Source organism: Pseudomonas sp. MWU16-30322, assembly GCF_020515535.1.
Lineage (GTDB): Bacteria > Pseudomonadota > Gammaproteobacteria > Pseudomonadales > Pseudomonadaceae > Aquipseudomonas > Aquipseudomonas fluorescens_H.
The window spans coordinates 12,733-36,510 of the sequence record NZ_JAIWYL010000016.1 but is presented as its reverse complement, the minus strand read 5'-3'; the positions used below and the strand labels follow the sequence as shown (position 1 = coordinate 36,510).

Genomic DNA, 23,778 nt, shown 5'->3' with positions numbered 1-23,778 from the left:
TCGCGCACACTTTTATGACGGTTTGATGGCTGGAAGGTCTTTTTTGTGAGCGTTCTTTTGCGTTGGTTGCGGCAGCCGCATGCCCGCCTGTTTTCCTTGATTCTGCTGGTGCTGATCGTACCGGTGTGCCTGCGCGCGGCGTTGGGCTGGTCGTCGCCGCTGGGCTATTTGTCCGACCTGGCCATTGGCAGTTTGTTGGTGGTGTTGCTGCATCGTCGCGCGTGGTGGCTGGCGTTGCCGTTGCTGCTGTTCTGGGGGTTGCTGGCGGTGGCGACGGCCGAGTTGGTCAGTGCTGTCGGCCGGCTGCCGAATCCTTCCGACCTGCATTACCTGATTGACCCGCAGTTCGTGGAAAACTCCACCGGTGGCGGTTTCGCCCATCCGGCGCTGGGCGTTGCCCTGCTGCTGGCGCTGCTGCTCTGGTTGCTGACGCGTTTCGTCAATCGCGCGCGACCCGCTGCTGCCCTGCCCCGTGCCGTGTGGGCCGCACCGGCGCTGCTGTTCGCCGCGCACTGGGGCGTGCAAAACCAGTGGCCGAGCGAAGAAGATCCATGGCGCATGTACAACCTGCCGCATCAATTGCTCGCCGCGCAAGTCGCCGACCTGCAGTTGCAGGCCGAGGAATGGCTGGACGGTGACGTCGAACCCGCCGCGCCGCAGATGGCCGGGCTGACGAATCTGGATCTCAACGGCCACAAGCTGCTGGCCGCGCCGGGTCAGGCGCGCAACGTGCTGATCATCACTCTGGAAGGCATTCCCGGCGCTTACATCCGCGCCAATCGCGAGGCCATCGGCAGTCATTATCAGGAAGACCTGATGCCCAACCTCAGCCGCTGGGCCGAGCGTGGCATGAACACCCCGGATTACGTGCTGCATACGCACCAGACCATTCGCGGCCTGTACGCCATGCTTTGTGGCGATTACGACAAGCTCAACAACGGCACGCCCAAAGGCGTGGAAATGCTCACCCAGCATGAGCGCAATCAGGCCTGCCTGCCGGCGCAACTGCGGCAGAACGGCTTCAGCACCCACTATCTGCAAGGCGCCGGTCTGCGTTTCATGGCCAAAGACAAGATCATGCCGCACATCGGTTTCGATGCGACCCATGGTCTGGAATGGTTCACCAACGCCAACTATCTGGAATTCCCGTGGGGCAAGGATGACAAGGCGTTCTTCGAAGGCGCGCTGGACTACGTTGGGCAACTGAAGAAGCAGAAAAAACCGTGGATGCTCACCCTGTTGACCGTCGGCACCCACCAGCCCTACTCCGCACCGGAAGAATATCTGGCGCGTTACGAAACGCCGAAGCAGGCCGCTGTCGGTTACCTCGACGATGCACTGGAGCAGTTCCTAAGCGGTCTCGAACGCCAGGGCGTGCTCAAGGACACGCTGGTGGTGATCACCTCGGACGAATCCCACGGCATTGACGGCGTGCGTCTGGCGTCGTCCTGGGGCTTCAACCTGACGCTGGCGCCGGAACACGAGCAACTGCCGCGACTGAATGCCGGGGTGTACGGTCATGTCGATCTGAGCGCGTCGATCCTCGACTATTTCGATCTGCCGGTGCCGTCGGCGCTGAGCGGTCGTTCGCTGTTCCGCGACTACGACAGCGGGCGCGAAATCATGTCCTACACCAACGGTAAACTGCGCTACCACAACGGCCAGGGAATCTTTTCCGAGTGCGACATGCCGCGCCGTTGTCGCTACTACGAAAGCGCAGGTTTCATTGCCGAGCGCGCCACCTTCAAAGGTACCGAAAGCAGCCAGCAGGCCCGCCAGATAGCCGCGCGGGCCATGGCGCTGGACCTGTCGCTGCTGCGCACCCCGCTCAATCAGCGTTACCAGTTCGGCAGCAACAACGTGATCCCGCTGCAGGCGCAGATCAACGATGACTGGGCCGACAACCTGATCGGTGCGCAATACCTGGAAATGCCCAAGGGCTCGCACACTCGCGTGCGCCTGACCGTGCGCTCGGTGGATCCGCAGCAGGCGGCGTACATTCAGCTCAAGGCCAAGGAGTTCGAACAGGACGTGCAACTGGGCCTGCCGACCGAGATGGTTGCCACGGCCGATCAGCCGCTGGAAATGGATTTCAGCTTCGACAACCCGCAACCGCGCAAGGCCTTTTCGTTCCACTTGCTGGGCTATGGACTGGGTGCGGTCGAGGTCACGGACTTCAGCGTGATTACCGAGTTGCCGGGGCAGGAAGATCCGCTGGATGCGCTGCCGGATGATGACACTGCGCAATCGAGCTGATGCCCCCCGTGTAGGAGCTGCCGCAGGCTGCGATCTTTTGATTTTGTTTTTTCAAGATCAAGATCAAAAGATCGCAGCCTGCGGCAGCTCCTGCAGGGGGAAGTGTTAACAGGTCAACTAATCAGAACGTCGTGCGCAACCCGACCTGAATGCTGCGCCCTTCTGCCGGTGCAATATCGCGCAGGATCGAACTGGCGTAACGCACGGTCTGGTTGGTCAGGTTCTCGGCGTTGACAAAGGCCAGCCATTTGCTCTGGCCAACATCGAAGTGATACCCCACATTCGCCCCCAGCGTGGTGTAGCCATCGGTGCTGCTTTCGTTGGTCGGCACACGATGCTGCGAGCTGGCGTGTTCGATATCGATCCGTGCCTGCCAGCGATCCAGTTCCCACAGCAAACCGCTGTTCAAGCGCAACGGCGCAATGCGCGGCAGATCCTGACCGTTGTCGAGATTCTTGGCGCGGGTGTAATCGCCCGACAGCTCCAGCGCGAACTTGCCGTAGGCATTTTCGCCAAGCGTCCAGCGATCCTGCGCCTCGATGCCGCTGAAACGTGCACGCACGCCCGAGTAGGTGTATTCGGGAATCCCGCCGGCATCCTCTTCGCCTTCGTCATTCAGGCTGCGGCCGGTGCCGAGCAAGCCGATGTAGTTGGAAAAGTGGCTGTAGAACACGCCGACGCTGCCCTTGTGCGTGCCGTTGTCGAAGCGCAATGCGAGGTCGCTGGACACGGCCTTTTCTTTCGACAGCCCGGCATCGCCGACTTCATAGGTGCCGGTCGCGACATGGGCGCCGTTGGCGTACAGCTCATAGAAGGTCGGTGCACGCTCGGTGTAGCCGAGTGTCGCGGCGACCGACCAGATCGGCGTCAGCGTGTAGACCGCGCCGGACGACAGGCTGCCGGCGGTGAAACGGCTGGAGCGGTCGGCGTTGGCAAAGCGCTCGTTGCCTTTGGCGTCCGGGTCGACCGTGGTGTGCTCCAGTCGCCCGCCGAGGGTGAACAGCAGGCGCTCGGTGGCTTGCAACTCTTCCAGAATGAACAGTGCGCCGGCGTCGGTATCGGTGTGCGGCACAAAGGCTTCTTCGCCCAGCGCCGAGAATTCGTTGCGGCTGACCTGGGCGCCGATCACCCCGTTGAACGGTCCCAGCGGCTGATGCCGGGCCTCGACCCGTGCTTCGTAACCCTTGTTCTTGAACGTGGTACCAACCTCGCCGCCCTCGATTTCCCGGTGCTGGTAATCGGTGTAGCCGGCGTCGAGCTTGATCGAGCTGAACGGCCCGTCGAGATTGCGCATTTCCGAGGCGAATGCGTAATGCTCCTGCTGCATGCGGATGCGCACGTCGTCTTCGGCGGGCGAGCCGTAGTTCGAATCGTAATTGCTGTAGGACAGACCGGCGTAGCCGTCATCCCAGGTGTAGGAACCGCCGACGGCGCCACCGTCCTGACGACCGTCGCTGTTGGCCAGCCGATGCTTGCGCGAATCGCCGTCGTCGTTGGCGCGTGCCGCGCCGGTCTTGGCGTAGCCGGGAATCTTCAGGTCATTGAACTCACGGGCGCTGGCGTCCAGATGCAAGGCGAACTGACCGTTGCCGGCCTCCAGTTTCCCGGCGCTGCTGCGGGTGGTGTCGGCGCCACCATAACGTAACTCGCCGGCCCCGTGGATTCCGTCGATGGCTTCGGTGGGGATGCGGTTATCGAAGGTGTTGACCACCCCGCCAATCGCACTGCCGCCATACAGCAACGCTGCCGGGCCCCGGACGATTTCAATGCGCTCGACGTTGACCGGGTCCAGTGGCACCGCGTGGTCGTACGACAGCGACGAGGCGTCCAGCGCGCCGACACCGTTACGCAAGATGCGAATGCGATCACCGTCCTGACCGCGAATGATCGGCCGACTCGCGCCGGGGCCGAAGTACGACGAGGACACGCCGGGCTGCTTGTTCAGCGTCTCGCCCAGACTGCCTTTCTGTTGAAACGTAAGGTCATCGCCGCTGAGGACGGTCGAGGGCGATGCCAGAGTCTGGCTGCCCAAAGGGTTGCCGGTGATGACTTGCGGTTGCAACTCGAGCGGCTCGGCGGCAAACACCGGTGAGGCGATCAGCAGCGCGGCGGCCAGCGGAGTCAGGCGTCGTTGAAGGGGTCGGGAACGGGCAGGCATTTCAAAACTTCCGTGAGCAGAAAAGTGAGGATCGCTGCCGGCGTGTTGCAAACAATACCGGCAGAAACAGAATGAAATCTTTTTTATGTTATACAATAACATTTCTTTCTGTCATCACGATTCTTCCAATTCGTTTTGCAGCAAACGCTCAAGCACGCGGATTTCAGGCCTGATTCAGGGAATCAGGCCGCCTGTGCAATAGCTCAAAGACGCTGAAAGACTGCGCCTATCAGCCTCCAATAGTCGGCCTATTAGCTGGTTGCCCGAGTCGGGTCTAGCCTTACTACTCCGAAGTCGGCACGAGCCGGCCGTACAAGACCTGATAAGGACTCGAACATGGCAAACGAATCGAAATGCCCGTTCAACCACGCCGCCGGTGGTGGTACGACGAACCGTGACTGGTGGCCGAATCAACTGAACCTGAAGATCCTCAGCCAGCACTCGCCCAAGTCCGATCCGCTGGGCAAGGACTTCGACTACGCCAAAGCCTTCCAGAGCCTGGACTTCCAGGCCCTGAAACAAGACCTGCGCGCGCTGATGACCGACTCCCAGGACTGGTGGCCCGCCGACTTCGGCCACTATGGCCCGCTGTTCATCCGCATGGCCTGGCACAGCGCCGGCACCTATCGCACCGCCGATGGCCGCGGAGGCGCCGGCTCCGGGCAACAGCGTTTCGCCCCGCTCAACAGCTGGCCGGACAACGTCAGCCTCGACAAGGCCCGCCGACTGCTATGGCCGATCAAACAGAAATACGGTCGCAATATTTCCTGGGCTGACCTGATCGTACTCACCGGCAACGTCGCGCTGGAATCCATGGGCTTCAAGACTTTCGGCTTCTCCGGCGGACGTCCCGATGTCTGGGAACCGGACGAAGACGTTTATTGGGGTTCGGAACACGAATGGCTCGGTGGCGACAGCCGCTACGGCAAGGACAAATCCGCCATGCAGGAACCCGGTGACGGCACGCTGGTAGCCGAACCGGACCTGCACGGCAAAGAGGAAAGCCGCACCGATCAGGGCGAACGCAATCTGGAGAATCCGCTCGCCGCGGTGCAGATGGGCCTGATTTATGTGAACCCGGAAGGCCCCGAGGGCAACCCGGATCCGGTGGCTTCGGGTCGCGATATCCGCGAAACCTTTGGCCGCATGGCGATGAACGACGAAGAAACCGTGGCGCTGATCGCTGGCGGTCACGCTTTCGGCAAGACCCACGGTGCCGGCCCTGCCGACAATGTCGGGCCTGAGCCGGAAGCGGCCGGCCTGGAAGAACAAGGCCTTGGCTGGCGCAACGCATTCGGTACCGGCAAAGGCGCCGACACCATCACCAGCGGCCTGGAGGTGACCTGGACCACCACCCCGACCCAGTGGAGCAACAACTACCTGGAAAACCTGTTCGGTTTCGAGTGGGAGCTGTTCAAAAGCCCGGCCGGTGCGCATCAGTGGAAACCAAAAAACGGCGCCGGGGCCGGCACCGTTCCCCATGCGCACGATCCGAGCAAAAAGCTCTCGCCGACCATGCTCACCTCCGATCTGGCGCTGCGCTTCGACCCGATCTACGAGCCGATCGCCCGACGTTTCCTGGCCAACCCGGATCAACTGGCGGACGCCTTCGCCCGCGCCTGGTACAAGCTGATCCACCGTGACATGGGCCCGCTGTCGCGCTACCTCGGCCCGGAACTGCCCAACGAAGAACTGCTGTGGCAAGACCCGATTCCTGAAGCCACTCACCCGCTGATCGACAGCAACGATGCGGCGGCGCTGAAAAGCAAAGTGCTAGCGTCGGGGCTTTCCGTCTCGGAGCTGGTTTCGACGGCGTGGGCCGCCGCATCGACCTTCCGTGGTTCCGATAAACGTGGCGGCGCCAACGGCGGGCGTCTGCGTCTGGCCCCGCAGAAATTCTGGCAGGCCAACCAGCCGGAGCAACTGGACAAGGTGCTGAAGACCCTTGAGGGCATTCAGAACGAGTTCAACGCCGGCTCATCCGGCAAGAAAGTTTCACTGGCGGACCTGATCGTGCTGGCGGGTAACGCTGGGGTCGAACAAGCGGCGAAAAACGCCGGACACTCGGTCTCTGTGCCGTTCAATCCAGGCCGCACCGATGCGACTCAGGAGCAAACCGACGTCGAGTCGTTTGGTTTCCTCGAACCGATTGCCGATGGTTTCCGTAACTACAGCAAGGGCAAATACACCGTTTCCGCCGAAGCGCTGCTGATCGACAAGGCGCAATTGCTGACCCTGTCCGCGCCGGAAATGACCGTTCTGGTCGGTGGTCTGCGGGTATTGGGGGCGAACGTCGGGCAACGCCAGCATGGCGTGTTCACCTCGCGAACTGAAACGCTGAGCAATGACTTCTTCACCAACCTGCTGGACATGGGCGTGGAGTGGAAGCCGACCTCACCGGCAGCGGACGAGTTCGAAGGACGCGACCGTAAAACCGGCAGCGTGAAGTGGACGGCGACGCGGGTTGATCTGGTGTTTGGCTCCAACGCGATCCTGCGTGCGCTGGCCGAGGTGTATGCGAGTTCTGACGCGAAGGAACAGTTCGTCAAAGACTTCGTGGCGGCGTGGGCCAAGGTGATGGATCTGGATCGGTTTGATCTGAAGTAACGCAATAACCCTGTAGGAGCTGCGGCACGCTGCGATCTTTTGATCCTGATTCAAACAACCAGAATCAAAAGATCGCAGCCTCGTTGCACTCGACAGCTCCTACAGGGGTTTGTGCACGACGCAAATGACTGTGGGAGCGGGCTTGCTCGCGAAAGCGGTGTATCAGTCGACATCTCCGTGTCTGACACACCGCTTTCGCGAGCAAGCCCGCTCCCACATGTCGTTACGCGTTACGCCAGGCTTTTGCTCACCACTTCGTACACATCGCTCGACAACTGCCCCGAAGCCCGAATCCGCTCCAGCTCAGCCTTCATCAACGCCTGACGGGCGCTGTCGTATTTACGCCAGCGAGTCAGTGGCGCCAGTTGGCGCGAGGCGATCTGCGGGTTGAAGCCGTTCAGTTCGATCACCAGATCCGCGAGGAAGCGGTAGCCCGAACCGTCGGCGGCGTGGAAGTTGATCAGGTTCTGCCCGGCAAACGCACCGACCAGCGCACGCACCTTGTTCGGGTTCTTGATGTTGAACGCCGGGTGCTGCATCAAGGCTTTCACGCGTTCCAGACCGCCCGGCAGCGTGCTGCCGGCCTGCACGCTGAACCACTGATCCATGACCAGCGGGTTGTCCTTGAAGTGTTCGGCGAAGGTCGCCAGTGCTTTGGCCTTTTGTTCTTCGAACGGCGAGTTGACCAGCACCGCCAGCGCGGTCAGGCGCTCGGTCATGTTGTCGCTGTTTTCGAACTGTTCTTGCGTAGCGGCCAGCACTTCCGGCTTGCCGCTGAGCATCAGGTACGACAGCGCAATGTTCTGCAGCGCGCGACGGGCAAAGTGCTCGGCCTCGGCCACATACGGCGTTTGCTTCGACAGATCACGGTTGGCCTGGTAACGCAGCCACAGCGCTTCGAACAGGTTGTCCGCCAGTTGCTTGCGGGCAAACTCGCGGGCGGAGTGGATCGCCTCGACATCCGCCACTTCGCTGATTTCGGTCAGATAGGCTTCGCTCGGCAGCGAGAGCATTTCGGCGACCATGGCCTGATCCAGCGACTCGTCGGACAGCACGGTTTTCAGCGCCGAGATCAGACGCGGATCAAGCACCAGGCTCTCGCCCTTCTGCTGCTGGGCGATCAGTTCCTGCAGCACCTGCACCGACAGCTGCTGACCGGCATCCCAGCGATTGAAGCCGTCACTGTCGTGCTGCATCAGGAACATCAACTGGTCGCGGTTGTACGGGAAGCTCAGTTTCACCGGTGCGGAGAAACCACGCAGCAACGATGGCAGCGGGTGTTCAGCGATGTCGACGAAGGTGAAGGTCTGCTCAGCCTCGGTCACCGAAATCACGCGGCTGGTGCCCTGGGCCGATGCTTCACCGGCCAGACGCAGGGTAATCTCGTTGCCTTTGCTGTCGAGCAGACCGAGTTCGACCGGGATCACGAACGGCAGTTTTTCCACCTTGTCCGGGGTTTCCGGGCAGCTCTGGCGGAAGGTCAGGCTGTAGGTTTTCGCCGCGGCGTCATACGACTCGCTGACCGCCAGACGCGGTGTGCCGGCCTGGCTGTACCAGCGCTTGAACTGGGTCAGGTCGACACCGTTGGCGTCTTCCATGGCCTTGACGAAATCGTCGCAGGTCACGGCCTGGCCGTCATGGCGTTCGAAGTACAGGTCACTGCCCTTGCGGAAACCTTCGGCGCCCAGCAGGGTGTGGATCATGCCGACCACTTCCGAGCCTTTTTCGTACACGGTCAGGGTGTAGAAGTTGGAAATCTCGATGAAGCTGTCCGGACGCACCGCGTGAGCCATCGGACCTGCATCTTCGGCGAACTGGTGGGTACGCAGGTACGCCACGTCCTGAATGCGCTTGACCGTGGCCGAGTTCATGTCCGAGGAGAAACCGGCGTCGCGGAATACGGTAAAGCCTTCCTTGAGCGACAGCTGGAACCAGTCGCGGCAGGTCACGCGGTTGCCCGACCAGTTGTGGAAGTATTCGTGGGCGACGATCGCCTCGACCCGCTGGTGCGCAGCGTCGGTGGCGGTTTCGGCGCGGGCCAGCACGGCGCTGGAGTTGAAGATGTTGAGACCCTTGTTCTCCATCGCGCCCATGTTGAAGTCGTTGACGGCGACGATCATGAAGATGTCCAGATCGTACTCGCGACCGTAAACCTCTTCGTCCCAGCGCATCGACTTCTTCAGGCTGTTCATCGCGTGCTGGCACTTGTCGATGTTTTCCGGCTCGACGTAGATGCGCAGCGCGACATTGCGCTGGGTCATGGTGGTGAAGGTGTCTTCGACGCACCACAAATCACCAGCCACCAGCGCGAACAGGTACGCCGGTTTCATGAACGGGTCTTCCCAGGTCGCCCAGTGCCGGCCATCTTCGCCAGGGCCCGAGGCAATCGGGTTGCCGTTGGACAGCAGCACCGGATAGCTGTGCTGCTCGGCGACCACCGTGGTGGTGAACTTGCTCATCACGTCCGGGCGGTCGAGGTAATAGGTGATCTTGCGGAAGCCTTCGGCCTCGCACTGGGTGCAGAACATCGTTCCGGACTTGTACAGGCCTTCCAGCGCGGTGTTGGTTTCCGGGTGGATCCTGACGCTGGTGTCGACCGTGAAGCTGGCGCTGGCCGGTTGCAGGGTCAGGGTGTTTTCGGTCAGCTGATAATCGCCGGCGCTCAATTCCTGGTCGGCCAGGGTCACCGACAGCAGCTCCAGTTGCTGGCCGTCGAGCACCAGCGGCGGCAGGCCCGGGCCACGCTCCGGGTTGCGGCGCATCACCAGTTGCGCGTGGACCAGGCTGTGGTCCTCGAACAGCTCGAAGGTCAGGTGCGTCTCGTCGATCAGGTACTCGGGGGCCTGATAGTCCTTCAGGTAAATCATCTTCGGTTGTTCGGTGCGCATGCTGGAATCCTTATTGATGCACGGCGAGCTGATAGGCCGTGTATTTGCGAATGTTGATCACGCCGGTGTCAAAAATCAGGTACTGACCCTTGATCCCCAGCAGCGTGCCTTCGGCAATCGGGTTTTTGTCCAGGTTGAAGCTGACGATTTTGGCCGGGTATTGCTCGACCGGATAGCGGATTTCTAGAGGTTCTACATCGGTAATCTTCTGAATAGCTTGTAGGCCGAATCGCTGCTGCAAGCCGTCCAGGCCTTCGGCACAGCTGTCGAACAGCTGGTCGCGCACCTGTGCCAGATCCACCACCGCCGCATCGCCCTTGAGCAAGGCGCGCCAGTTGGTCTTGTCGGCCACCTGACTGCGGAACAGGTCTTCGACGAAGCCCGACTGTTGCCGCGTCGACACACGCATGATCGGCAGCGCCTGACTCGCGCCCTGATCGAGCCAGCGGGTCGGCAGTTGCGTGGCGCGAGTGATGCCGACCTTGATCCCCGACGAGTTGGCCAGATACACCACGTGATCGGTCATGCAGAACTGCTGGCCCCACACCGGGTCGCGGCAGGTGCCGGCCTCGAAGTGGCAGCGCTCCGGGCTCATGATGCAGATGTCGCACTGCGCCAGTTTGGTCATGCACGGGTAGCAGTAACCCTGGCTGAAACTGGTTTTGGTCTTGCGCCCGCAATGGGTGCAGTGGATCGCTCCCAGGTACTCCAGACGCACCGTGGTGCCGATCATGGGATTGACCGGCACCTCGACGTCATCCAGACGAAACGCGTATTGCACATTCGGCCCGTCCAGGCGCGCCGACATTTTGCTGATTGCACCACGGCCAATCTCGATCAATGGATGGCATCCGACTTGAACAGGATGTTCGGCACTTCGATCGACTTCGACGCACATTCTTGCGGGCCCATGTAACCGGTGCGCTGGTCTTCAGGCAGGTTCTGGATTTCCCAGGCGATCATCGCCTGCAACGACAGCTCGCGCTGTTCGGCGGTGAGTTTGCCACCGTCGGACCACTTGCCGATTTCCACGGCCAGTTTCAGGCTCTCGTAGATGTCCGGGGTGATGTTCTTGATCATGTCGTTAAAAGAGGACATCTGGTTCTCCGTGCTCTTTATTCACTGAAAATTTTAGGCGGCCAGTTTACGGCGGTTATACAAACCGCCCAACAAACCGGTGAGGCATCCGATGAGTAACCCGCTGACGTGCGCGGCGTTGGCGATCTGGCCGAAACCAATCATCGAGACCAGCCCGGACATGCAAATCACCAGCCACACCAGCATCATCACCAGCACACCACGCGGCAGGCGATACGCCGGGTTCGGCGCCAGCAACTGGAAAATCCAGCAGTGGCCGAGCAATCCGTAGAGCACGCCGGACAGGCCGCCGAACAGGCTCGGGCCACTCCAGGCAAACTGCGCGTAGTTCGACACCAGGCTGAACAACAACGTCAGACCGAGCAGATTGATGCTGCCCTGACGCGATTCGATGCGCCGCCCCAGCTCCCAGTACCACATGCCGTTCATGGCCAGGTGCAGAATGCCGAAGTGCAGCAGCATCGGGGTGAACAGGCGCCACCACTGCCCCGCTGCCAGACTGTCGGCCAGCGGCGTGAAGTGGATGTACTCGCCGACCACGCGGAAATCGAGGAAGGTCAGCCAGCGCAGGGTTTCCAGGTTGTCGCCCAGATAGGTCAGGCCGCCGACCAGCAGGCTCAGCAGCAGGATGAACCCGGTGGCCTTGGCGTGTTTGAGTTGTTCGGCGAAGCCCGGACGCTTGAAGACCGGGGCCACCGGGATGTCCAGCTGTTGATCGGGGTCACCGGCCGGGAAGCGCTCGTACAGCGAGCGCACGTCCTCACTGATTTCCGCCGGCGCCCACAGCACCTGCTCGCCCGCCTCTTCGCTGACCCGATGCGGCACCTGCATCCGTTGCAGCAGTTTGACGAAACCGCTCAGATCCACCGCCAACGGCAGACGCAATACCGCTACCGCACTCATTGCAGCACCTCCGGCCGCTCGACATCGACCCAGACAAATTTATGCGGATCCAGGCGTGTTTCCTGATCCAGACGATAGGCCACCAGTTTGCCGTAGAGCACCGCGCTGTAGTCGAGGCACGCGAGATTCGGGCGGATCGGCGCCGGTTTGCCGCTGCGCCAGTAGTGGCCGACGAACAGCAATGGCTCATCGATGCCGTAGCGCAGCAGGTTGTTTTTTTCACTGGAAGTCAGCGGCTTCTGCGCCACCGGCTCCGGCAGTGCATCCGGCTGGAAGACGATGTCACCGTAGGTTTTCGGGTCGTCTTCCCAGAACTTGGTACGGAAGAACGAACGCACCAGACCATCGCCGCTGGTCATGGTCAAGCCATCCGGCAGGCGCATGTCGGTGCCGCGCAGCAGTCGATCAAACACCGTGCAGGCGAAGCTGTCCGGAACCGCCGAGGCCTGCAGAAAATGCTCGTCGACGCAGCCATCGGGAAACAACGCACGCAACGGTTCGATCAGTCCGGCATCCCAGCAAGCGTGCACCACGCGGAAACGTCCGGCGTCGACAAACAGCGGCAGTTGGTAGAACCAGCGCTGGAAATCGTGCCAGTCACCGGGGTGCCCTTCGAACTGGGTCAGGGTTTCCTGCAGCAGGCGCGCATGGCGCGGCGTGTGCTCACGGACGAACTGCTTGCCACTGCCCGGAGGCGCCGGCGTGCTCCAGCCCAGGGCGTTGAATTCGTGGTTGCCCATGATGCACAGCGCCTGCCCGGCCACGACCATGTCGTGGACAATGTGCAGCGCCTCGCGAATCCGCGGGCCACGGTCGATGATGTCGCCGACGAACACGGCCATGCGCGATGGATGCCGCCAGACCCCGCCCTGCTTGTGGTAACCGAGACGGTCAAGCAAGTGTTCGAGGGTCAGGGCGCATCCGTGCACGTCACCAATCAAGTCATAACTGCGCGCGGGATCGAGCATCAGTCGCCTCCACCACCCAACTTGCTGCCCCAGCCGAGCTTGGTCCGGCAGACTTCGTAGTAGTTGTGGTCGAGCGGGTGAATCAGCCGCAGCTTCTGCGCTTTCTTGCTCACGGTGATGGTGTCGCCCGGCGCGCAGGTGAAGTGGTTCTGCCCGTCGCAGGAGACTTGCGGGTAAATCTGCATGTTTTTCGACACGACGATTTTCAGCTCACTGTTGCCATCGACCACAATTGGCCGGCTCGACAACATATGGGGGTACATCGGCACGATCACAATGGCATCGAGCTTGGGATGCATGATCGGGCCACCGGCGGACAGCGCATACGCGGTGGAACCGGTCGGCGTGGCGACGATCAGGCCGTCGGCCTTCTGGCTGCAGACGAACTGGCCGTCGATGTACAGCTCGAACTCGATCATCCGCGTCGATTTGCCCGGGTGCAGTACCACGTCGTTCAGCGCATCGCCCTGGCCAATGGCCTCGGCATGCCGGCGAACTTCGGCTTGCAGCAGGAAGCGGTTTTCCACCAGATAATGGCCGTCGAGCACCTTGGCCACTTCGACTTCCAGCTCATCGGGGCGAATGTCGGTGAGAAAACCGAGGCTGCCACGGTTGATCCCCAGCACCGGAATATTGTGTTTGGCCAATGCGCGAGCGGCGCCGAGCAGGCTGCCGTCACCGCCGACGACGATGACCATGTCGCAGACTTCGCCGAGCATCTTGCGTGACGAGGTCTGCAGGCCGTGGCCCGGCAGAACTTCGGCGATGGTGTCTTCGAGAATCACGTGCAGGTGACGATCGAGCAGAAAGCGTTTCAGTCGGCGGACGGTATCCAGCACCTGGGAACTGCCCAGGCGACCGATGATGCCGATATTACGAAATTGCTCCATGGGACCTCTGCGGACAATCGAAAACGCGAAAAGCACGATTATGGGCGAAAGCCCGCCATAGACAAAATCCTTTCAGCCACAAGGGTGCGCTCGTGTTTAAGGCTATGCTCGCAAGATGATCCTGTTTCCCGACTTGCTCCAGTTGCCACACCAATTACGCCATCCGGAAGTGCGTGACCTGGCGTGGGTGATTCTCGCCCCGCCAATGTTGGCCGCGACGCCGTGGCCGCAGCGTCATCCGCTGGCCGGCAGCGATTGGGTGAGCGATCCCGCGCGTCTGGAGCAGTGGCTGCGGCAACTGGATCGCGACAGTTATGGCTTGCTGCACTGGCTGGCGCAGGCGCGTACCCGGCGGCTGGGCCTGTATTACGAGCGGTTGTGGCAGTTTGCCGTGGAGCATGCGCCGGGCATCGAGCTGATTGCCGCCAACCTGCCAATCCGCCGCGAAGGCCACACCCTCGGCGAGTTGGACATGCTGCTGCGCGACCGCGACGGCGTGCATCACCTGGAACTGGCGATCAAGCTCTACCTCGGCCCGCAGGAGGGCAACGGCCACGACCCGGCGCAGTGGCTGGGGCCGGGCTGTCACGATCGGCTCGACCGCAAACTGGCGCATCTGGCCGAACATCAACTGCCGATTTCGGCGCGCCCGGAAAGCCGCGAGGCGCTGGCCAAGCTGGACATCGAAGTGTTCAGTGCGCAGCTGTGGCTGGGCGGATATCTGCTGTATCCGTGGCCCGGTCAGGCCGAACCGCCCAGAGGCGCGCATCCGCAGCACCTGCGTGGCAGTTGGCTGCATCAGAAGGACTGGCCGGCGTTCGTCGCTCAACGCCCGGCCGGCCGCTGGCAACCCCTGCCCCGCCATGCCTGGCTGGCACCGGCGCACTATCCGGCGGATCAGACCTGGAGCGCTGAACACCTGCAGATGTGGCTGGATGACCTGGAACCGATGGCGCCGGCGCAACTGCTGGTGCGCCTGACCGAGAATGCGCAGGGCGAATGGGAAGAGGCAGAGCGGTTGTTTCTGGTGGCGGATCTTTGGCCGAATGTGCCGGGGCAGGTGTGAGAGTTGTAGTGCCTTAACCGGCCCTATCGCGAGCAGGCTCACTCCTACAGGGGAACGCATTCCAAGGTAGGAGTGAGCCTGCTCGCGATAGGGGCAACTCGGTCTAAAGCGAAAGCCGCAAAGCCAACGCCGCCAAGGTAACCAACAACACCGGCACCGTCAGCACAATCCCGACCTTGAAGTAATAGCCCCAACCAATCCGGATATCCTTGCGCGCCAGCACATGCAGCCACAACAAGGTCGCCAGACTGCCGATCGGGGTGATTTTCGGCCCCAGGTCGCTGCCGATCACGTTGGCATAGATCATCGCTTCCTTGACCACACCGCTGGCCTGACTCGCATCGATCGACAACAAGCCGATCAGCACCGTCGGCAAGTTGTTCATGATTGACGACAACAGCGCGGTCAGCACCCCGGTACCCAGCGCCGCGCCCCACACGCCGTACCCGGCGAACACATCCAGCCAGCCGGCCAGATACCCGGTAAGTCCGGCATTGCGCAGGCCATAGACCACCAGATACATGCCCAGCGAGAAAATCACGATCTGCCACGGTGCTTCTTTCAGCACCTTGCGCGTGGAAATCTTGTGGCCACGGGCGGCGATCCCCAGCAGCAGCGCCGCGCAGACCGCCGAGATCGCGCTGATCGGGATGCCCAGCTGTTCGAGGAAGAAGCAGCCGATCAACAGAATCACCAGCACCACCCAACCGGCGGAGAACGTGGCTTTGTCGTGGATCGCCGTATGCGGCAGGTCAAGCTGTTCGGGGTCGTAGGCCTTGGGAATGTCGCGGCGGAAGAACCACATCAGTACGGCGAGCGTTGCGGCCACGCTGACGAAGTTGACCGGCACCATCACTGCCGCATAACGGTTGAAGCCAATGTGGAAGAAGTCCGCCGAAACGATGTTGACCAGGTTCGACACCACCAGCGGCAGGCTCGCGGTGTCGGCGATAAAACCGGCGCCCATGACGAACGCGAGGGTCGCCGCCGGGGAAAAGCGCAGCGCCAGCAGCATCGAAATCACGATCGGGGTGAGTATCAGCGCCGCGCCGTCATTGGCGAACAGCGCCGATACCAGCGCGCCGAGCAGCACCATGTAGGCAAACAGCTTGCGCCCACTGCCCCGCCCCCAGCGCGCCACGTGCAGCGCGGCCCAGGCGAAGAACCCGGCTTCGTCGAGCAGCAGGCTGATGATGATCAGCGCGACGAAGGTGCCGGTGGCGTTCCAGATGATCTGCCACACCAGCGGAATGTCGCTCAGGTGCACGACGCCGAAGATCAGGGCCAGCACCGCGCCGAGCGTCGCGCTCCAGCCGACCCCGAGGCCTTTGGGTTGCCAGATGACAAGGGTGATGGTCAGCAGGAAGATCAGTGACGCAGCGAGCATTCGCGACAGCCTTCAATTATTCAATGAGTGGAGATCCAAATGTGGGAGCGGGCTTGCTCGCGAAGGCGGTGTGTCAGATGACAACTTTGTGTCTGACACACCGCCTTCGCGAGCAAGCCCGCTCCCACAGGATCTCTGGTTTGTCGCAGCTCTGACCAGATTATTTTTTGTGTTGTTCCACAAATTCCCCATACGCATTGATGAAATTCTGCAGGAACGGCTTGACTGACTCGCTCAACTTGCCCGCCTCGTCAAACGCCGAACCCGCGCCACCCAGATACGCCTCGGGCTGCTGCATGCATGGCACATTGAGAAACACGAAGGACTGGCGCAAATGCTGGTTGGCGCCAAACCCGCCAATCGCCCCCGGCGACACGCTGATCACCGCACCCGGCTTGCCGCCCCAGACGCTTTTGCCATAAGGCCGTGAGCCCACGTCAATCGCATTCTTCAAAGGTGCCGGCACCGAGCGGTTATATTCCGGGGTGACAAACAGCACCGCGTCGGAAGAGCCGACTTCCTGGCGAAAAGTGCTGTAGGCTGCGGGCGGTGAATCGCCGTCGATGTCTTCGTTATAAAGTGGCAGATCGCCTATTTCGACAATCTTCAGTTTGAGGTTCGCCGGTGCCAGCTCGGCCAGCGCCAGTGCGACTTTGCGGTTGATCGATGCTTTGCGCAGGCTGCCGACGACTACAGCGACGTTGTAGACATTGCTCATGGAAGACTCTCGACTGTCGGAGGGAAGAGCCAGTAGTTATAGATGATCCGAAGCCGATTCCACCAGTGAGCGAAGGAAATTCCTCCGCGCTGATTATTTTTTTCCTGTAGGAAAACTTACAGGGCTTGATGACGGTCTACCAAGCCGCAAATCAAGTGTTTTATCTCCAGAGGTTCTAAGCAGATGGCAGCAGTACTCGTCGGTCAGTTCCATGCAAGAGATGCGGAAGGCCGCGTTTATTCCGTGCATGAGTTCCAGGAATCCACCCCGTCGGCAGACGGTCTCACCGGCATGGAGCCTGTCACCACCTACAAGCTGGCCATTGGCGATCGCGTCAAAAAGCTCAGTGACAGCGAGTTTTTGCTGGTTCAGTCGGACATCACGCTGATCCGCGAACCTGAGACAACCGCCGCTCAATAACCGCGCGTTATGAGCAGAAGTCATATGCGCAGACTTGGGGTAGGATTCAGCCACTGACCCCACCTGCTGAACATGGACTTCACGCATGCGTTTACGTCATATCGAAGTGATTCAGGCGCTCTTGCAGACCGGTCACCTGGGCACCGCCGCCGAATGGCTGCAACTGCCGGTGGCCGACGTCGAAGAGCGATTGCGCGAAGCCGAGAGTCAGTTGGGGTTCATGCTGTTCGCCAGCGTCCGTGGCCGCCTGCAGTCGACGCCTGAAGCGCGGGCGTTGCAGGTGGAAATCGCTCACGTCTATCAAGCGCTGGAACCAGTGCAACGGCTGGCCAGCAGCCTCAAGCAATACCTCGCCCCACCCCTGCGCATCATCGGCACGCCGCCGCTGGCGCACCACCTGTTGCCGCAAAGCATCGCGCTGCTGCGCCGGCGTCTGCCCGATGCCCCCTGCCGTTTGCTCAGCTCTCCCACGTGCGACATCGTCCGCAGTCTGCTGCTGCGCGAAAGCGATCTGGGCCTGAGCCTGCACGACCCGGAACATCCCGACATCCATGCGCAGCCGCTGGCCCACGGCAAGCTGCAACTGCTCGCGCCCCACGGCTGGCTGCAACCGAAGCAGAAATACATTTCCCTGCAGGATCTCGCCGGCCAGGCGATGGTCGGCCTCGAAGGCCACGACCCGTTGAGCCCGGCGCTGGAGAACAAACTCCAGGCCCTGCGCCCGGCGCCGAGCATTCAGACCCGGGTGCAAACCCATCAGATGATGCGCAGCATGGTCGAGGCCGGCGAAGGCCTGGCCATCGTCGACCCGTTCACCGCCCTCGGCGCACGGGCCGGCGGACTGGATGTCTGCCCGTTGTCACCGGCGGTGCCGATCAGCCTGTTTGCCCTGACCTATCGACACAGCGCCACGCCGGCAGCCATTCAGACGCTGCTGGCGATCATCACGGAACAAGCCGAGGCGATGCTGGCGAGCTGAGCGGGTTTTCCAGCGGGTTATCGAACAGTCGATACCAGAACAGCGCGATTTCCGCAGTGTTCGGGTCTATCCCGCGATAACGCAAATGGTCGATACCGCCAATTTCGTAGCCACAACGCTCATACAAACGACAGGCACCGAGGTTGTTGTTCTGCGTCTCGAGCATGATCCCCGGCAGTTTCTTCTTGCGACTCCAGAACTGCGCGACATCCAGCAACGCCTTGGCCACACCATGCCGGCGCGCCGGGGCGTGCACCGCCAGCTCATCGATGTGAGCAAAGCCGTTCCAGTTGGTGCTGATCACCAGATGGCCGACCGGCTCGTCATCCAGGTACGCCATGAATATCGCGCTGTCGGCGCCATCGCGATAGCTGCTGAACTCTTCAGGATCGATGCCGTAGCACTTGCGGTATGGCACGATCGGCGTCACCGCCCAGCGCTCGACCGGTTGGCCAATGACTGCCGCGCCGTACGCGGCGACCTCGAAACTGAAGTCGCTACCCCAGATGTACGCCGCGAAACCATCGTCGGCGACGCGCACCGACAGCCCTGGGTATTTCGGATTCATGACCGGTTGCATACTCGGAAAAGTCCTCATTCCTTGACGCAATCGACGGTGTACTGCCGCCCATTGCCCTCGTCTTCATGTTGCAGTCCATGCACATCAGCGACAAAACCGGGGAAGCTGCTATCGAACGTGCGGGCAAACTTCAGGTAGTCGATGATCGAGCGGGTCGCCTCGGTAAAGCGTTCGCCCGGCATGATCAACGGAATCCCCGGTGGATACGGCACCAGCATCACCGCTGCAATCCGCCCTTCCAGCTCATCGATCGGCACTGCCTCGACTTCGCCGCGCACCAGATGATCGTAGGCGTGGGCCGGTTTCATGGCGATTTCCGGCAGTACCGTGTACATGCGTTTCAGATGCTTGGCGGTGGCGTTGCTGCGGTAACAGGCGTGCAGTTGATCGCACAGGTCACGCAGGCCCATGCCGCGGTAGCGCGCGGTGTCTTGCTGCGCCACGCAAGGCAGGCAAGTGGCCAGACTGACGTTGGCGTCGTAACTGCGCTTGAACTCCAGCAACTCGGTGAGCAGCGTGCTCCATTTGCCCTTGGTGATGCCCATGGAGAACAGCACCAGGAACGAATACAGCCCGGTCTTCTCCACCACCAACCCGCGCTCCCATAGGAACTTGCTGACCACCGCCGCCGGAATACCCTTCTCGCTCAGCGCGCCGCCGGCATTCAAACCGGGCATCACCAGGGTCACTTTGATCGGGTCGAGCAGCACATAGTCGTCGCTGACTTCACCAAAGCCATGCCAGTCGGCGTCCGGTTGCAATAGCCAGTCCTCGGTTAGCACCCGGTCGATACCTTCGACACCCGGCGGCTGCCAGATCGAGAACCACCAGTCATCCGCCGCAATGTGCTGGCGCAGATTGGCCAGTGCCCGGCGAAAACTCAGGGCTTCATCGAAGGTTTCCTGCAACAGCGAGCGCCCGGCCGGGCCTTCCATCATCGCCGAAGCGACATCCAGCGAAGCGATGATGCTGTACTGCGGCGAGGTCGAGATGTGCATCATGAACGCTTCGTTGAAACGGTCACGGTCCAGTTGCCGCGCACCGCCGTCCTGCACATGAATCATCGAGGCCTGGCTGAACGCAGCAAGCAGCTTATGGGTGGAATGAGTGGTGAACACCAGCGGGCTGTCTTCTGTGCGCGAGGTGGCCATGCCATAACGCCCGGCGAAGAACTCGTGAAACGCCGCGTAGGCGTACCACGCCTCGTCGAAATGCAGGACTTCCACGCTGTTGCCCAGGCTCTGTTTGATCAGCTCGGCGTTGTAGCACAAGCCGTCGTAGGTCGAGTTGGTCACCACCGCCAGTTTGACTTTCGGCGCACGGCCCTTGGTCAACGGGCTGGCGTCGATTTTGGCCTGGATCGATTCGCGGCTGAATTCGCTCAGCGGAATCGGGCCGATGATCCCCAGCTCATTGCGCTCCGGGCACAGGTACAACGGGATCGCGCCGGTCATGATGATCGCGTGCAGCACTGACTTGTGGCAGTTTCGATCCACCAGCACCAGATCATCGCGACCGACCATCGAATGCCAGACGATCTTGTTGGCAGTCGAGGTGCCATTGATCACGAAAAACGTGTGATCGGCACCGAAGTTGCGCGCCGCACGCTCTTCCGCTTCAGCGAGCGGGCCGGTGTGATCGAGCAGCGAACCCAGCTCCGGCACCGATACCGACAGGTCCGAACGCAGGGTGTTTTCACCAAAGAACTGATGAAACGCCTGCCCCACCGGGCTCTTGTGATAGGCCACGCCGCCGCCATGCCCGGGGGTGTGCCAGGAATAGTTGGAATCGGCGGTGTGCTGCACCAGTGCCTTGAAGAACGGCGGCAGCAGACCATCCAGATATTTGCGCGCCGCCCGCGCCACTTGCCGGGCGAGAAACGGCACGGTGTCTTCGAACAGATAAAGAATGCCGCGCAGCTGATTGAGCTCGGCCATGGCATCGGCCGGGGCGTTTTCCAGGGTCACCTGTTCGCCCAGGGCGAAGATCGGCAGATCCGGCGCCCGCACCCGGGCCAGACCGATCAGTTCGGCCATGTTTTGTAAGAGATGGGAATTGGTGCTGGCGTCTTCGGCTGCGATCAGCATGCACGCCAGGCCGTGATGGGTCGAGGCCACCAACCGACCTTCGGTGTAGTCGATGGCCGAAACGATATTGAAACCTTCCTGCTCCAACTCCCGGGCGATGCCACGGATACGGTCACCGGCGACCGTGTCGGCCTTGATGTCGCGGTGGACGATCAACACCGGAAACTTCAAATCTTTGTACATGAGGCTCAGTGTCCCGAGGCGGCAGATCAACGTCTGCCAATGCACTCAGGGTAGAGGGTTGCAGCGAAAGTGGCGAGGGTGGCCACTTGGCTTCATGCGCCTGACTCGGCTTTTGTGGCGAGCGAGCTTGCTCCCGCTGGGGCGCGAAGCGGCCCCCGGTATTCGTTCAGCAGCAATGTGCATTCAGGTTTTATGACTGCTTCGCAGCCAAGCGGGAGCAAGCTCCCTCGCCACAAAATGTGTTCAGGCCTGAGCGTCAGCCTCGGCGATCTGCGTCCACAACGCCGGGCCACCCGCAGACTTGGCGATGATTTCGAGTCGAGCCATATGCGCCGCCAGTTCTTCTTCCGTCGCCCGAATGATCCGCGCAGGCTGACGATCCGCCGGCAGACGACGGATTTCGGTGGCGGAGTTGTCCGCGCCCTCACCCGTACCATTGCCATCGGAAGCGTTGCCGGCCAGCGACAGGCTGGTCTGGCCACCGGTCATGGTCAGGTAGACGTCGGCGAGAATCTCAGAGTCGAGCAAGGCGCCGTGCAGTTCACGGCCGGAGTTGTCGACGCCATAACGTTTGCACAACGCGTCAAGGCTGTTGCGCTGCCCCGGGTGACGTTCCCGGGCCATCATCAGGGTGTCGAGGATGGTGCAATGCCGGGTGATGTCAGCGCGATCGTGCTGACCCATCAAGGCGAATTCGTTGTTGATGAAGCCAACGTCGAACGCCGCGTTATGGATGATCAGCTGCGCGCCGTTGATGAACTCGAAGAACTCGTCGGCGACTTCGGCGAAACGTGGCTTGCCGACGAGGAATTCGTTGGTGATGCCGTGGACGCCGATCGCGCCCTCGTCACTCTCGCGATCCGGTTGCAGATAGACGTGAAAGTGCCGGCCCGTCAGGCGCCGACCGATCAGTTCGACACAGCCGATTTCAATGATCCGGTGACCATCGGTCACCGGCATGCCGGTGGTTTCGGTATCGAGTACAACGGATCTGGTGGCCATCAGTGTTCAATTCTCAACGGGGTCAATCGTGCAAAAGCGGCGATGTTAACACGCTCGGTGGGGGTGTTTCAGTCAGACCGTGTCGCCCCATTCGCGAGCAAGCCCGCTCCCACACAAGATCTGCGGTGGTCACAATGTTGATGTAAGCAGGAGACCCAGTGTGGGAGCGGGCTTGCTCGCGAAGGCCACGACTCGGTGCAACGGAGGGAATCAGCTCTGCTTGTACCCGCGAACTTCATCCACCCCACGGTTGGCCAACTGGTCAGCCCGTTCGTTACCGTGGTGACCAATGTGCCCGCGCACCCACTTCCAGGTGACCTTGTGCCGGTTGACCTGCTCATCCAGCTCTTTCCACAGGTCGGCGTTTTTCACCGGTTCTTTCGCCGCTGTCTTCCAGCCGCGTTTTTTCCAGTTGGCCATCCACTCGTTGATGCCCTTCATCACGTATTGCGAGTCGGTCACCAGCAGCACTTCGCACGGCCGCTTCAAGGCTTCGAGGCCACGGATGGCGCCGAGCAGTTCCATGCGGTTGTTGGTGGTGTTGGCTTCGCCGCCCCACAGTTCCTTTTCGACGCCCTTGCACACCAGCAAGGCGCCCCAACCGCCCGGGCCGGGGTTGCCCTTGCAGGCACCGTCGGTGAACAGTTCTACGCTATCGACGCTTTCGCTCATGCCACTCTATCCAGAAAAATGCCTGGCCCCGTCAATCGCGGATCGACGATGGCCGCGGCCGGAACAAGTCCGGCCACTATAAAAAGAAGGTTTACGGTTCGATACGACGGCGGTTGACCTTGGCCATCGGCAGCGGAATCAGCTTGCCCATTGGCTCGCGGCGCTCCTGACGCACCGGACGCAGGCCAACCACGATCTTGCGCGCGACCAATAAATAGAAGCCACCGCCCGACAGTTGCCAGTCGCCGGCCTTGCGTTCCCAGCCGGCCAGTCGGGCCTGCCACTTGGGCGACGCGAGCGGCGGACGATAGCACCCGAAGCGGCGTTTCTCCAGCGCAAAGCCCAGCAGATTGAGCCAGTCGGCCACCCGCGACGGCGAGATGCAGCGTGCCTGACGCAACGCATCGTGGGCGAATACATGGCGCAAGCCCCAGGTGCTCCAAGGGTTGATACCGATGATCAGCAGATGCCCGCCGGGGCGCACGCTGCTTGCCGCTTCGCGCAGCAAACCGTGGGGCGACAAACAGAAATCCAGACCGTGCTGCAACACCACCACGTCGGCAGCGTGCTCACTCAATGGCCAGGCCTGTTCCTCGCAGACGATCTCGACCCCCGGCAATGGCGCGCCGAGCCGCACGTTGCGCTGCACCTGCGGCGCCGACGGCGGAGTCTGGGCCGACGGCCCGTAATGCACCAAATAGCCGCCGAAGAACCGCCCCAACTCGTCCTCGAGCATGCGCCGTTCTTCATCCAGCAGAAATTGCCCGAGCGGGCCGGCCAGCCATTCTCGGGCCGCGCCGATCAACGCCAGCCAGTCGGGATCGGCCTGAGCGAACGCTTTATCGGTCATGTCATTCTCCAACGCCGCTAGAAGCTCTAAGATGCGCCAATGTTTTCCGCTTGGCGAATTCCGACG

General features: G+C 61.5%; 19 protein-coding genes. 5 read left to right on the top strand and 14 right to left on the bottom strand.

Going from position 1 to position 23,778, the window contains the following annotated elements:
• The first annotated feature begins 45 nt into the window (after positions 1-45).
• A complete protein-coding gene (locus LCH64_RS26755) occupies positions 46-2,256 on the top strand; it encodes an LTA synthase family protein (RefSeq protein ID WP_226501797.1) in 2,211 nt (736 codons plus the stop codon).
• Positions 2,257-2,377: 121 nt separating this feature from the next.
• On the opposite strand, the gene LCH64_RS26750 is transcribed toward LCH64_RS26755, so the two are convergent.
• Positions 2,378-4,414, bottom strand: coding sequence for a TonB-dependent receptor (locus tag LCH64_RS26750; RefSeq protein ID WP_226501796.1), 2,037 nt, complete (start codon positions 4,412-4,414; stop codon positions 2,378-2,380).
• A gap of 336 nt (positions 4,415-4,750) precedes the next feature.
• Between LCH64_RS26750 and katG the strand changes: the two genes are divergently transcribed.
• Positions 4,751-7,021: a catalase/peroxidase HPI gene (katG, locus tag LCH64_RS26745; RefSeq protein WP_226501795.1), complete on the top strand. Its 2,271-nt coding sequence runs from the start codon at positions 4,751-4,753 to the stop codon at positions 7,019-7,021.
• Between the two features lie 230 nt (positions 7,022-7,251).
• Here katG and pepN read toward each other — a convergent pair whose 3' ends face one another.
• Genes pepN through LCH64_RS26715 form a run of 6 tightly spaced genes read right to left on the bottom strand, consistent with a single transcriptional unit; the run spans position 7,252 to position 13,768 of the window.
• Positions 7,252-9,909 carry an aminopeptidase N gene (pepN, locus tag LCH64_RS26740; RefSeq protein WP_226501794.1) on the bottom strand — a complete coding sequence of 886 codons (2,658 nt, stop codon included), beginning with the start codon at positions 9,907-9,909 and terminating at the stop codon, positions 7,252-7,254.
• 10 nt (positions 9,910-9,919) lie between these two features.
• Positions 9,920-10,750: a DUF2797 domain-containing protein gene (locus LCH64_RS26735; RefSeq protein WP_226501793.1), complete on the bottom strand. Its 831-nt coding sequence runs from the start codon at positions 10,748-10,750 to the stop codon at positions 9,920-9,922.
• Positions 10,747-11,007 (bottom strand): DUF1315 family protein, encoded by a 261-nt coding sequence (locus LCH64_RS26730; protein ID WP_003224178.1) that lies wholly within the window; start codon positions 11,005-11,007, stop codon positions 10,747-10,749. Before LCH64_RS26730 ends, LCH64_RS26735 begins: the two co-directional genes overlap by 4 nt.
• Before the next feature lie 33 nt (positions 11,008-11,040).
• Complete coding sequence (locus LCH64_RS26725) at positions 11,041-11,910, bottom strand: rhomboid family intramembrane serine protease (RefSeq protein WP_226501792.1); 870 nt, start codon at positions 11,908-11,910, stop codon at positions 11,041-11,043.
• Positions 11,907-12,878 (bottom strand): metallophosphoesterase, encoded by a 972-nt coding sequence (locus LCH64_RS26720; RefSeq protein WP_226501791.1) that lies wholly within the window; start codon positions 12,876-12,878, stop codon positions 11,907-11,909. Before LCH64_RS26720 ends, LCH64_RS26725 begins: the two co-directional genes overlap by 4 nt.
• Positions 12,878-13,768, bottom strand: a complete 891-nt coding sequence (locus tag LCH64_RS26715; protein ID WP_003224174.1) for an NAD(+) kinase — start codon at positions 13,766-13,768, stop codon at positions 12,878-12,880. Before LCH64_RS26715 ends, LCH64_RS26720 begins: the two co-directional genes overlap by 1 nt.
• 115 nt (positions 13,769-13,883) lie before the next feature.
• Between LCH64_RS26715 and LCH64_RS26710 the strand changes: the two genes are divergently transcribed.
• Positions 13,884-14,834 (top strand): DUF1853 family protein, encoded by a 951-nt coding sequence (locus tag LCH64_RS26710; RefSeq protein ID WP_226501790.1) that lies wholly within the window; start codon positions 13,884-13,886, stop codon positions 14,832-14,834.
• A gap of 103 nt (positions 14,835-14,937) precedes the next feature.
• On the opposite strand, the gene LCH64_RS26705 is transcribed toward LCH64_RS26710, so the two are convergent.
• Positions 14,938-16,221 carry an arsenic transporter gene (locus LCH64_RS26705; protein WP_226501789.1) on the bottom strand — a complete coding sequence of 428 codons (1,284 nt, stop codon included), beginning with the start codon at positions 16,219-16,221 and terminating at the stop codon, positions 14,938-14,940.
• Positions 16,222-16,381: 160 nt separating this feature from the next.
• Positions 16,382-16,939, bottom strand: coding sequence for an NAD(P)H-dependent oxidoreductase (locus tag LCH64_RS26700; protein WP_003224170.1), 558 nt, complete (start codon positions 16,937-16,939; stop codon positions 16,382-16,384).
• 183 nt (positions 16,940-17,122) lie between these two features.
• Here LCH64_RS26700 and LCH64_RS26695 point away from each other — a divergent pair, with 183 nt between their 5' ends.
• Together LCH64_RS26695 and LCH64_RS26690 are read left to right on the top strand one after the other, a co-directional pair.
• Complete coding sequence (locus LCH64_RS26695) at positions 17,123-17,359, top strand: hypothetical protein (RefSeq protein WP_003224168.1); 237 nt, start codon at positions 17,123-17,125, stop codon at positions 17,357-17,359.
• A gap of 85 nt (positions 17,360-17,444) precedes the next feature.
• A complete protein-coding gene (locus tag LCH64_RS26690; RefSeq protein WP_226501788.1) occupies positions 17,445-18,338 on the top strand; it encodes a LysR substrate-binding domain-containing protein in 894 nt (297 codons plus the stop codon).
• On the opposite strand, the gene LCH64_RS26685 is transcribed toward LCH64_RS26690, so the two are convergent.
• The 5 genes from LCH64_RS26685 to LCH64_RS26665 all read right to left on the bottom strand — a co-directional run bounded on the left by LCH64_RS26685 (position 18,304) and on the right by LCH64_RS26665 (position 23,712).
• Positions 18,304-18,918, bottom strand: coding sequence for a GNAT family N-acetyltransferase (locus tag LCH64_RS26685; RefSeq protein WP_003224167.1), 615 nt, complete (start codon positions 18,916-18,918; stop codon positions 18,304-18,306). The two genes, LCH64_RS26690 and LCH64_RS26685, sit on opposite strands and share 35 nt — an antisense overlap.
• Positions 18,919-18,932: 14 nt before the next feature.
• Positions 18,933-21,188: an Orn/Lys/Arg decarboxylase N-terminal domain-containing protein gene (locus LCH64_RS26680; RefSeq protein WP_226501787.1), complete on the bottom strand. Its 2,256-nt coding sequence runs from the start codon at positions 21,186-21,188 to the stop codon at positions 18,933-18,935.
• Positions 21,189-21,431: 243 nt separating this feature from the next.
• Positions 21,432-22,190, bottom strand: a complete 759-nt coding sequence (gene dnaQ / locus LCH64_RS26675) for a DNA polymerase III subunit epsilon (RefSeq protein ID WP_003224164.1) — start codon at positions 22,188-22,190, stop codon at positions 21,432-21,434.
• A gap of 210 nt (positions 22,191-22,400) precedes the next feature.
• A complete protein-coding gene (gene rnhA, locus LCH64_RS26670) occupies positions 22,401-22,862 on the bottom strand; it encodes a ribonuclease HI (RefSeq protein ID WP_003224162.1) in 462 nt (153 codons plus the stop codon).
• 91 nt (positions 22,863-22,953) lie between these two features.
• On the bottom strand, positions 22,954-23,712 hold the full coding sequence (locus LCH64_RS26665) for a methyltransferase domain-containing protein (protein ID WP_003224159.1): 759 nt from the start codon (positions 23,710-23,712) through the stop codon (positions 22,954-22,956).
• Positions 23,713-23,778 lie beyond the last annotated feature (66 nt).

Coding starts and splice junctions, on each gene's coding strand:
- LCH64_RS26750 (WP_226501796.1), bottom strand. CDS start 4,414: ATGCCTGCCCGTTCCCGACCCCTTCAACGACGCCTGACTCCGCTGGCC.
- katG (WP_226501795.1), top strand. CDS start 4,751: ATGGCAAACGAATCGAAATGCCCGTTCAACCACGCCGCCGGTGGTGGT.
- pepN (WP_226501794.1), bottom strand. CDS start 9,909: ATGCGCACCGAACAACCGAAGATGATTTACCTGAAGGACTATCAGGCC.
- LCH64_RS26730 (WP_003224178.1), bottom strand. CDS start 11,007: ATGTCCTCTTTTAACGACATGATCAAGAACATCACCCCGGACATCTAC.
- LCH64_RS26725 (WP_226501792.1), bottom strand. CDS start 11,910: ATGAGTGCGGTAGCGGTATTGCGTCTGCCGTTGGCGGTGGATCTGAGC.
- LCH64_RS26720 (WP_226501791.1), bottom strand. CDS start 12,878: ATGCTCGATCCCGCGCGCAGTTATGACTTGATTGGTGACGTGCACGGA.
- LCH64_RS26715 (WP_003224174.1), bottom strand. CDS start 13,768: ATGGAGCAATTTCGTAATATCGGCATCATCGGTCGCCTGGGCAGTTCC.
- LCH64_RS26710 (WP_226501790.1), top strand. CDS start 13,884: ATGATCCTGTTTCCCGACTTGCTCCAGTTGCCACACCAATTACGCCAT.
- LCH64_RS26705 (WP_226501789.1), bottom strand. CDS start 16,221: ATGCTCGCTGCGTCACTGATCTTCCTGCTGACCATCACCCTTGTCATC.
- LCH64_RS26700 (WP_003224170.1), bottom strand. CDS start 16,939: ATGAGCAATGTCTACAACGTCGCTGTAGTCGTCGGCAGCCTGCGCAAA.
- LCH64_RS26695 (WP_003224168.1), top strand. CDS start 17,123: ATGGCAGCAGTACTCGTCGGTCAGTTCCATGCAAGAGATGCGGAAGGC.
- LCH64_RS26690 (WP_226501788.1), top strand. CDS start 17,445: ATGCGTTTACGTCATATCGAAGTGATTCAGGCGCTCTTGCAGACCGGT.
- LCH64_RS26685 (WP_003224167.1), bottom strand. CDS start 18,918: ATGCAACCGGTCATGAATCCGAAATACCCAGGGCTGTCGGTGCGCGTC.
- LCH64_RS26680 (WP_226501787.1), bottom strand. CDS start 21,188: ATGTACAAAGATTTGAAGTTTCCGGTGTTGATCGTCCACCGCGACATC.
- dnaQ (WP_003224164.1), bottom strand. CDS start 22,190: ATGGCCACCAGATCCGTTGTACTCGATACCGAAACCACCGGCATGCCG.
- rnhA (WP_003224162.1), bottom strand. CDS start 22,862: ATGAGCGAAAGCGTCGATAGCGTAGAACTGTTCACCGACGGTGCCTGC.
- LCH64_RS26665 (WP_003224159.1), bottom strand. CDS start 23,712: ATGACCGATAAAGCGTTCGCTCAGGCCGATCCCGACTGGCTGGCGTTG.